Source organism: Streptococcus sp. HSISS2 (genome assembly GCF_000448665.1).
Lineage (GTDB): Bacteria > Bacillota > Bacilli > Lactobacillales > Streptococcaceae > Streptococcus > Streptococcus raffinosi.
Genome location: NZ_CM002133.1, coordinates 2,003,991 through 2,013,668, shown reverse-complemented (window position 1 = coordinate 2,013,668; position 9,678 = coordinate 2,003,991). Strand labels below are relative to the sequence as shown.

Annotated in this window: 7 protein-coding genes and 3 pseudogenes; all 10 read left to right on the top strand. The window is 41.7% G+C overall.

Annotation, left to right across the window (positions count from 1 at the left end; all coding sequences use genetic code 11):
- Window positions 1-278, top strand: a 278-nt coding sequence (locus HSISS2_RS08715) for a MetQ/NlpA family ABC transporter substrate-binding protein (RefSeq protein ID WP_042767117.1), incomplete at its 5' end; no start/stop codon positions are given.
- Between the two features lie 11 nt (window positions 279-289).
- Complete coding sequence (msrA, locus tag HSISS2_RS08710; protein WP_021146380.1) at window positions 290-799, top strand: peptide-methionine (S)-S-oxide reductase MsrA; 510 nt, start codon at window positions 290-292, stop codon at window positions 797-799.
- 121 nt (window positions 800-920) lie between these two features.
- A pseudogene (locus HSISS2_RS08705) lies at window positions 921-2,359 on the top strand (6-phospho-beta-glucosidase).
- Between the two features lie 288 nt (window positions 2,360-2,647).
- The gene (locus HSISS2_RS08700; RefSeq protein WP_021146377.1) at window positions 2,648-3,856 is read left to right on the top strand and encodes a glycosyltransferase; all 1,209 of its coding nucleotides are present in this window, start codon (window positions 2,648-2,650) and stop codon (window positions 3,854-3,856) included.
- 3 nt (window positions 3,857-3,859) lie between these two features.
- Window positions 3,860-4,741: a glycosyltransferase family 2 protein gene (locus HSISS2_RS08695; RefSeq protein ID WP_042767116.1), complete on the top strand. Its 882-nt coding sequence runs from the start codon at window positions 3,860-3,862 to the stop codon at window positions 4,739-4,741.
- Window positions 4,742-4,791: 50 nt separating this feature from the next.
- Window positions 4,792-6,066, top strand: a complete 1,275-nt coding sequence (locus HSISS2_RS08690) for a GftB--glycosyl transferase (RefSeq protein WP_021146375.1) — start codon at window positions 4,792-4,794, stop codon at window positions 6,064-6,066.
- The gene (locus HSISS2_RS08685; RefSeq protein WP_021146374.1) at window positions 6,063-7,535 is read left to right on the top strand and encodes a glycosyltransferase; all 1,473 of its coding nucleotides are present in this window, start codon (window positions 6,063-6,065) and stop codon (window positions 7,533-7,535) included. Before HSISS2_RS08690 ends, HSISS2_RS08685 begins: the two co-directional genes overlap by 4 nt.
- A 151-nt stretch (window positions 7,536-7,686) precedes the next feature.
- Window positions 7,687-7,989 carry an Asp-tRNA(Asn)/Glu-tRNA(Gln) amidotransferase subunit GatC gene (gene gatC / locus HSISS2_RS08680; RefSeq protein ID WP_002884769.1) on the top strand — a complete coding sequence of 101 codons (303 nt, stop codon included), beginning with the start codon at window positions 7,687-7,689 and terminating at the stop codon, window positions 7,987-7,989.
- A pseudogene (gatA, locus tag HSISS2_RS08675) lies at window positions 7,989-9,454 on the top strand (Asp-tRNA(Asn)/Glu-tRNA(Gln) amidotransferase subunit GatA). The gene gatC and the pseudogene gatA overlap by 1 nt, the downstream one beginning before the upstream one ends.
- Window positions 9,454-9,678: pseudogene (locus HSISS2_RS08670) on the top strand (Asp-tRNA(Asn)/Glu-tRNA(Gln) amidotransferase GatCAB subunit B); the annotation flags it as partial. The pseudogenes gatA and HSISS2_RS08670, both read left to right, overlap by 1 nt.

The window sequence follows — 9,678 nt, the reverse complement described above, 5'->3', positions numbered from 1 at the left end:
ATGCTGCTCAGACAGCTGCCAACCTTGATTCTGTTGATGCAGCCATTATTAATAATGACTTCGTTACAGAGGCTGGTATTGATCCTAAGACAGCTATCTACGTAGAACCTGCTAGTAAAAATACTAAGCAATGGTACAATCTACTTGTAGCCCAAAAAGGTTGGGAAAAATCAGATAAGGCTGATGCTATCAAGAAAGTTATCAAGGCTTATCATACTGACGAAGTCAAAGAGGTCATCAAGAAATCATCTCAAGGTTTGGATGAACCAGTTTGGTAAGAGAGGACGCTATGGAAAGAGCTATTTTTGCCGGAGGGTGCTTCTGGTGCATGGTGCAACCTTTTGAGGAGCAAGAAGGTATTCTATCTGTTCGCTCTGGTTATACTGGAGGACATGTGCCAAATCCAACTTACGAGGAGGTTTGTCGTAAAACGACTGGCCACACTGAGGCTGTGGAGATTATCTTTGACCCAGAAATCATTTCTTTTGCTGATTTAGTCGAAATTTATTGGGCTCAGACCGATCCGACGGATGCTTTTGGACAATTTGAGGATCGTGGTGATAACTATCGTCCTGTGATTTATTATTTTGCTGAGCGTCAAAAGGAAATTGCTGAACAATCTAAGGCTAATCTTCAGGCTTCAGGACGTTTTGACCGTCCAATCGTGACAAAGATTGAACCTGCGGAGACTTTCTACGAAGCCGAAGCTTACCATCAGGGATTTTATAAGACTAATCCCGAACGTTATGCGCAAAGTAGCGCTATTCGTCACCAATTTTTAGAAGACAATTGGAAATGAGTCATCATCGAGAGTAGGAAGTTATCCTATTCTCGATTTTTTGTTGTGAACTATAGGAAAACGATTGCAAAGTATTGTATACTATTACTAGATAAAGTTGACATACAGAAGGGGTAAAAGAATGACTAAAAAATTAACGTTTCCTGATGGATTTTTGTGGGGTGGAGCGACGGCAGCCAACCAATGTGAAGGAGCTTATGATGCCGATGGGCGTGGTTTAGCCAATGTTGATGTGGTGCCGATTGGTAAGGACCGCCTGTCTATTATCACGGGTCATCGTAAGATGTTTGATTTCGAGGATGGGTATTTTTATCCTGCCAAGGAAAGTATTGATATGTACCACCGTTATAAGGAAGATATTGCTCTCCTTGGTGAAATGGGCTTTAAGACCTACCGTCTCTCTATTGCTTGGTCACGTATTTTTCCTAAGGGGGATGAGGCTGAGCCAAATGAAGCTGGTCTTGCCTTTTACGAGGACCTCTTCAAGGAATGTCACAAACATGGCATTGAACCCTTAGTGACCATCACACACTTTGATTGTCCCATGCACTTGATTACCGAGTATGGGGGATGGCGAAACCGTAAGATGCTTGGTTTCTATGAGAAACTTTGCCGTACCCTTTTCACACGTTATAAAGGTTTGGTTAAGTACTGGCTCACTTTCAACGAAATTAACATGATTCTCCATGCCCCATTTATGGGAGCAGGACTTTGCTTTGAAGAGGGTGAAAATGAGGAGCAGGTGAAATACCAAGCGGCCCACCATGAGTTGGTAGCTTCAGCTATGGCGACGAAGTTGGCCCATGAGATTGACCCTGACAATAAGGTCGGTTGTATGTTGGCGGCGGGTCAGTATTATCCAAATACAGCCCACCCACGGGACTACTGGGCAGCCATGCAAGAAGACCGTAGTAGCTATTTCTTTATTGATGTTCAGGCTCGTGGGGAGTATCCAAATTATGCTAAGAAACAGTGGGAACGTGATGGCATTGAGCTTGAGATGACGGAAGAAGATTTGACCCTTCTTAAAGAGCATACTGTTGATTTCATTTCCTTCTCTTACTATGCTAGTCGTGTGGCTTCAGGTGATCCAGAAGTTAATGAAAAGACTGCCGGCAATATTTTTGCCTCTATTAAAAATCCTTATTTGGAAGCTTCAGAGTGGGGCTGGCAAATTGACCCACTAGGTCTTCGGATTACCCTCAATGCTATCTGGGATCGTTACCAAAACCGATGTTTATCGTTGAAAATGGGCTTGGTGCTGTGGATAGGCCAGATGAAAATGGCTATGTTGAAGACGATTATCGTATCGACTACTTGGCGGCTCACATCAAGGCCATGCGTGATGCTATCAATGAAGATGGTGTAGTGCTCTGGGGCTACACAACATGGGGTTGTATCGATCTTGTTTCTGCCGGAACTGGTGAAATGAAGAAACGTTATGGTTTCATCTATGTGGACCGTGATAATGATGGGAATGGTAGTCTTAAACGCTCTAAGAAGAAATCCTTTAACTGGTATAAGGAAGTTATCGCAAGTAACGGTGCCTCTGTAGAATAGGACTTTTGATCTTTTATTAAAGCTATCTCTAATTCAAGCGATGTTTGGTTTTTTAGTTGTGTGATTGTCAAGGTTTGCTGTTGCAAATCTGGTCAGCACTGGTAGACAATTCTTCTCTGAGTTAGCACTAGGCTGATTGAGAACCTAGATAAATGATTTTAAGGCATCTTAAATTAAGAAGACTTTGTCTTCCATCTAACTCAGCCACTAGGCTGAGTTTTTAAAGTATAGAAATTGTAATGTTTTCTAAAAAATGATATTCTTATTAGAGTTTGAGAGGGAGAAAACATGGATAAAAAATCAGTTGTATTTGTAGCCGACCTATCTTACATGGAAAAGTTAGAGGTAGCTCTTAAGTCTCTATGCGCCCATCAGGGACATTGGAAAATCTATGTCTTAAATGAGAATTTACCAACAGAATGGTTTGCGCTTATGAATCGTCGTTTAGAAACCATTGCATCGGAGGTTGTCAATTGTCGAGTATCTGCAGAAAGTTTTAAAGCATTTTCGCTTCCGAGTGCACATATTCATTATGCGACTTTCTTCCGTTATGTGATTCCAGACTTTGTTCAAGAAGATCGTGTTCTCTATTTAGATAGTGATATGATTTTTACACAGGATTTGTCACCACTTTTTGAGGTTGATTTGAATGGTCTTGGTATTGGAGCAGTAGTGGATTGTCCGACGACGACGGAAGGTTTCAATGCTGGTTTGATGGTTATTGACACTGCCTGGTGGCGCCAACATAAGGTAACAGAATCTCTCTTTGATTTAACGCAGAAACATCACCAAGAAGTCTATGGTGATCAGGGAATCTTGAATTTGTATTTTAAGGATGCTTGGCTCAGACTTCCTTGGACTTATAATCTTCAGGTAGGTTCTGATAAGGACCAGTATATATACGGGGATCTGGATTGGTATGATGCGTTTAAAGGGGTACCTGCAGTTATCCATTACACCTCTTACAATAAGCCTTGGACTGCTAAACGTTTTAATCGTTTCAGGGATATTTGGTGGTTCTATTACGCCCTATCTTGGGAAGATATCTTATTGAGAAAGCCAGCTGTAAAGCTCAACTTTAGTGATGTGGTGGGAGATTTTTCTTATCATACGGCTATTTATACCAATACGGCAGATATTTTTGAGTTGGAACGTCTGTTACAAGCCCTTCCAAATGTGGCTTTTCATGTCTTGGCCCACTCTCATTTTGGTTTTAATTTGGTGAAATTGGAGCAGTATCCAAATCTTATCCTCTATCCCTCATTTGATCCTCTAACCAGTCGCAAGGTTTTGGAAAAAATAGATTTTTATTTGGATATTAATCCATTTGACGAGGTTGATCATATTACAGAAACGATTCATCAGTTGGGGCTTCCTGTTTTCTCTTTTGAAGGGACCAATCATGACCAAGCTGGGAAGAATCAAGTGTTTAAGAATGACCAAGTAGACCAAATGGTAGAGGCTGTTCGAGACTATATAGATACGATTGAGAGATAATCAATGGAAAATAAAGAAGTAGTTAGTATTGTTATTCCCATTTATAATGTGGAAGCTTGTTTACGGAAGTGTTTGGAAACGATAGTCAACCAGACCTATCCTCATCTTGAAATCATTCTTGTTAATGATGGTTCTCCTGATCAGTCAGAAACCATTTGCAAGGAATTCTTCAAGCAAGATTCACGTATTCGCTATGTCCGACAAGTTAATGGTGGTTTATCTGCAGCTCGAAATACGGGGATTGACTTGGCTACAGGTGATTACATTACTTTTGTAGACCCAGACGATTGGGTGACAGAAGATTATGTGGAGACCTTGTATGATCAGCTGAAAAAGTATGGGGCAGATGTTTCTACTGGCAATTATAATTTGTTTAATGATAGTACGAGTAAGTTTTTGATTAAGCTGACGGAGGATGATTATTCTGAAACCCTTTATGAGGGAAGAGATATTATTGATCATGATGCTATCCAGGAGACAAGAGATATGGCTTGGGCATGTGCCATGATGAAGCTCTACAAAATCTCCTTATTTGAGGACCTGCGTTTTCCTGTTGGAAAGAATGTCGAAGACAACTTCCTTATGTATAAGCTTTTGTTAAAGGCTAATCGTGTGATTCACACTGAAAAATGTATCTACTGGTATCGAGTAGGGCGCAAGGATACCTTGTCGCAGGTCTGGACGGAAAAGCGTTTCTTAGATGAGATGGAAGCTAAAAATGAAAAACTAGCACTGCTAGGGATGTTGGGCTATGATTTAACATGGCATCGTTACATTTATAAGACTCGTTTGAAGCGTGCCATTGAAAAATTGGAAGAAGCCAATCTTCAAGATACGGAGACCTATCAGATAGCAAAGGTCAACTTGAGATTTTTGGAGCAATAAAGGGATAGGTTAAAGCTATTTATTGCTTGAAATAGTTAGAAAGGATAACTATGCTCATTATTGCACAAGAACCCAGTCAAGCGACGGATAAACTGAGAAGATTGCTAGACTCTTTGGGGATGAAATCACGAGTGTTCTACACTAATTTTGAAACGGATGTAGATGGAAACACTATAAGTTTAGCATCGTCATTTAGTTATTCCTCTGAGGATGATTATCAAGGCAAACCTCTCTTTTTTAATGATTTGTCAGTTCCTCTTTATTGGGAGCTTTGGACTTTGGGAATTACGACTTATCTTTTTGACGGCAAAGATCGTCGAGCTAATATTATTTTTCGTGAAAATGTTAGAGAGCGCACGGTCAAGCAGGTTGAGTGGTTCGGCCAAGGGGAAAAGGTTGTCGCTATTGATGACTATAACCGTTATGGATGGCGGACCAAGCAACGTCTTTTAGATGATGAGGGGCAAGAACTCATGGATATTTACTTTAATCGTGCGCAAGAGGAAGTCTTATTGCATTATATCCAAGAAGATTATTTGATTCATCAGGGTTCTGTGGGAAGAGATAAGATTTTCTCAGGTAAGGATGATGTAATTAAGTTTGTTCTTGGGCAGGTCCTGAAGTCAGACGAAACTATCATTTGTATGGATCCTAATTTGCTTCCACTGTTAGAAGCTGAACGATTGGTCTATTGTTCTGGTAGCCATGATAATCTTGAGTATCTCCAAAATCAGGTGAGCCATATTTTGATTACTAATTATTATCCTCAAGAGGAGCGTAGGTCGGGATTGATTTATCTCGCTGGTGCAGAACAAGAAAGAAATCAACCTTTTGTTGCCCAGGCCATGGTCATGACTGCTTCGGAAAATATTGAGGGACTAGCTGGTTTGGTTGATAAGTTTCCAGATATTGACTTTCACATTGCAGCCTTAACTAGTATGGGACCTAAATTGACTTGCTTGGAGGAAAAGACGAATGTCCATCTTTATCCTGGGATTAGTCGTAAGAAATATCGAGAGCTGCTAAGGAAATGCTCTATTTATTTAGACTTGAATTATGGCAGTGAGGTTTCTGATGTGACGCTTGAGGCTATTGCAAATGAGCAACTATTGTATGGTTTGGCTTCAACGGTCCACCGTCAATACTATAAGGCCCTACCAACTGTTTTTGCTTCGGTGGAGGAAGTGGGTCAAAGTATCCGCCAACTTTTGCAGGAACCAGATTGCTATCCTAGAGCGCTTAAGGCTCAAAATGAGGCTTTAAAACTGGCTGATAGGGCAGAAATCATGGCTTTCTTTAATCAATTGGAAGGGGGACAAAGATGACGATTTACACCTTTAACCTACTGGTGGGCTATGAGCCTAATGGTGTTGATGTAGCCCAAGCATCCAGAGCTTTAATGCTGCGTGAATTAAATGCGCCTGCTAAATTTGTTTTCACAACTTGGCCTCAACCCTATAAATTGGATTATTATCTTTCTCTGGGACATCGCTATGAAGAATTCCTGCATGCCTATGTCTGTTTTACTGACCAAGATGGTTATATTCCGTCGTTGACAGTGGGAGCCTTGCAACAGCAGTTCCAGTTAACTCGACTGGATTTGAAGAGGCAAGATGAAACAGAGTTTATTTATGAGTTTTCAGATGGAAGTAGACTCATCTTTACAATGGACCCTTATAAAAAGGGGTGTGTCCGATATGTCGATTACCTTACTAATGGTATTTTGTTGAAGCGTGAGTGGTATGGAACCCGTAAACTGGTTACAGAATACTTTGAAAAGGGTATCCTCATCAGAAGAAGTTTCCATAACCAAGATGGTCATATTGCTTTTGAAGAACTCAAGCAGGGAGCTACTTGGTTGTACAGGTTGGAAAATGAGATTTTAGTGTCACAAACGGAAGTCATGCGTCGCTTTTTGGATTGCCTTTCCTTGACACAAGAAGACACCCTATTATTAGATAGGGCTGCCTTGATTGCATTTGCACGACCAATTTTAGAGCTTCAATCACCTGCAAAATTAGGTTTTGTTTTCCATTCAGAGCATGAGTTTAAAAATGGTGGACTCTACTATGAGTATTACTATATCTTTAAGTATGCCCAGCGGTTTGATTTCTTTATCACAGCGACTGAAGCACAAAAAGCAGTACTAGAGACTACCCTTCAGAAACAAGGGCTAGACAATGCTACTATTTATGCCCTACCTGTAGGTCACTTGGATAGTCTTAGTTATCCAGATGGTCAGAGAAAGCCCCTTAGTTTGATAACGGCCTCTCGATTAGACCCACGCAAACGGCTGGATCTAGCCATAAGAGCGGTTGCCCTGGCCCATGACAAAGTGCCAAATCTTCACTTTGATATCTATGGTAAGGGTGTTGAACAAGAAAATCTGGAACACCTGATTGATGACCTTGGAGCAGGTAGTTATATCCATCTAAGAGGTCATGCGAACTTGCAGAAGATTTACCCACAGTATGAACTTTATGTGACCACCTCTCAGTGGGAGACCTTTGGTTTGACCCTGATGGAAGCAGCTGGAGCAGGTCTGGCCTTGGTTGGTTTTGATGCTCGCTATGGTAATCCGACCTTTATCAAAGACGGAAAGAACGGTTATTTGGTTCCGTATGATGAGACCATGGATGAGGATTTGCTTGTTTCTGATATGGCGGATAAGCTTGTAGCAGTCTTAGAAGGCAATCTTGAGTCTATGCATCAAGCTTCGTATGATTTGGCGAAAAAATACTTGAAGCCAGAAATCCTAGAAGCTTGGAGAAAGCTCTTGGTAGCCATAGACTAACTATCTTTCAAATATTGTGGTTTAAGCTAAACCTATGGTATCTGTAGTGACAAAAAAGTTACTACAGTTTTTTTATCCTCCAAGCAAAATAGGCCTAATTATGGTAAAATAGAACGTATTGAAAAATCATCATTTCACGAAAGGAAGCAAGATGAAAATTACGCAAGAAGAGGTAACCCACGTTGCCAATCTTTCAAAATTGAAATTCTCTCCAGAAGAGACAGCTGAGTTTGCGACAACCTTGTCTAAAATTGTCGACATGGTGGAATTGTTGGAAGAAGTGGACACAACTGGTGTGGCCCCAACAACGACTATGGCTGATCGTAAGACCGTATTGCGTCCGGATGTTGCTGAAAAAGGGACTGACCGTGACCGCTTGTTTAAAAATGTACCTGAAAAAGACAACTACTACATCAAGGTACCAGCTATCCTAGAAGATGGAGGAGATGCCTAATGTCATTCAACAATAAAACCATTGAAGAGTTGCACGACCTCCTTGTCTCTAAGGAAATCTCAGCAACGGAATTGACCCAAGCGACACTTGACGATATCAAGGCGCGTGAAGAAGCGGTCAATGCCTTTGTGACGGTGGCTGAAGAAGCAGCACTTGACCAAGCTAAGGCTATTGACGAAAAGGAATCGATGCAGATAACCTCCTGTCAGGGATTCCGCTTGCTGTCAAAGATAATATCTCAACAGATGGCATCTTGACGACTGCAGCTTCAAAAATGCTCTATAACTACGAGCCCATCTTTGATGCGACAGCTGTTGCCAATGCAAAAGCCAAAGATATGATTGTCATCGGGAAGACCAACATGGATGAATTTGCTATGGGTGGATCTGGTGAAACTTCATACTATGGACCAACCAAGAATGCTTGGGACCACAGCAAGGTTCCTGGTGGATCATCAACTGGTTCAGCAGCTTCTGTAGCCTCAGGACAAGTCCGCTTGTCTCTTGGTTCAGATACAGGTGGTTCTATCCGCCAACCAGCAGCTTTTAACGGGATTGTTGGTCTTAAGCCAACCTACGGAACGGTTTCTCGTTTCGGTCTCATTGCCTTCGGTAGCTCACTCGACCAAATTGGTACCTTCTCACAAACCGTTAAGGAAAATGCCCAATTGCTTAATGTTATTGCCAGTGAAGATGCCAAGGATTCAACATCTGCACCTGTTCGTGTAGCTGACTTTACTTCTAAGATTGGTCAAGACATCAAAGGCATGAAGATTGCTCTTCCTAAGGAATACCTTGGTGAAGGGATTGACCCTGAAGTTAAAGAAACCATCCTCAATGCGGCCAAACATTTTGAAAAATTGGGAGCAACTGTCGAAGAAGTTAGCTTGCCTCATTCTAAATACGGGGTTGCCGTTTACTACATCATTGCTTCATCTGAAGCTTCATCAAACTTGCAACGTTTCGACGGGATTCGCTATGGTTTCCGTGCGGAAGATGCCAAGAACTTGGATGACATCTATGTGAACACTCGTAGTCAAGGCTTTGGTGATGAAGTCAAACGCCGGATCATGCTGGGTACTTTTAGTTTGTCATCTGGTTACTACGATGCTTACTACAAGAAAGCCGGTCAAGTCCGTACCCTCATTATCCAAGACTTCGAAAAAGTCTTTGCGGATTACGACCTCATCCTTGGTCCAACAGCTCCAAGCGTGGCCTTTGATTTGGATTCGCTCAACCATGATCCGGTTGCCATGTACTTGGCTGACTTGTTGACTATCCCAGTTAACTTGGCAGGTCTTCCAGGAATTTCGATTCCTGCAGGTTTTGCGCAAGGTCTTCCAGTTGGTTTGCAGTTGATTGGTCCTAAGTATTCTGAAGAAACCATCTATCAAGCTGCAGCTGCTTTTGAAGCAACAACGGATTACCACAAGCAACAACCCGTGATTTTTGGAGGTGACAATTAATGAACTTTGAAACAGTCATCGGACTTGAAGTCCACGTTGAATTGAATACAAACTCAAAAATTTTCTCACCAACCTCTGCTCACTTTGGGAACGAGCAAAATGCCAATACCAATGTCATTGACTGGTCTTTCCCAGGAGTGCTTCCTGTCTTGAACAAGGGTGTTGTGGACGCTGGTATTAAGGCTGCTTTGGCCCTGAATATGGATATCCACCAACACATGCAC

Bases quoted from the DNA above. Each gene is read 5' to 3' on its own strand.
- HSISS2_RS08700 (WP_021146377.1), top strand. From the start codon at position 2,648: ATGGATAAAAAATCAGTTGTATTTGTAGCCGACCTATCTTACATGGAA.
- HSISS2_RS08685 (WP_021146374.1), top strand. From the start codon at position 6,063: ATGACGATTTACACCTTTAACCTACTGGTGGGCTATGAGCCTAATGGT.
- HSISS2_RS08690 (WP_021146375.1), top strand. From the start codon at position 4,792: ATGCTCATTATTGCACAAGAACCCAGTCAAGCGACGGATAAACTGAGA.
- HSISS2_RS08695 (WP_042767116.1), top strand. From the start codon at position 3,860: ATGGAAAATAAAGAAGTAGTTAGTATTGTTATTCCCATTTATAATGTG.
- msrA (WP_021146380.1), top strand. From the start codon at position 290: ATGGAAAGAGCTATTTTTGCCGGAGGGTGCTTCTGGTGCATGGTGCAA.
- gatC (WP_002884769.1), top strand. From the start codon at position 7,687: ATGAAAATTACGCAAGAAGAGGTAACCCACGTTGCCAATCTTTCAAAA.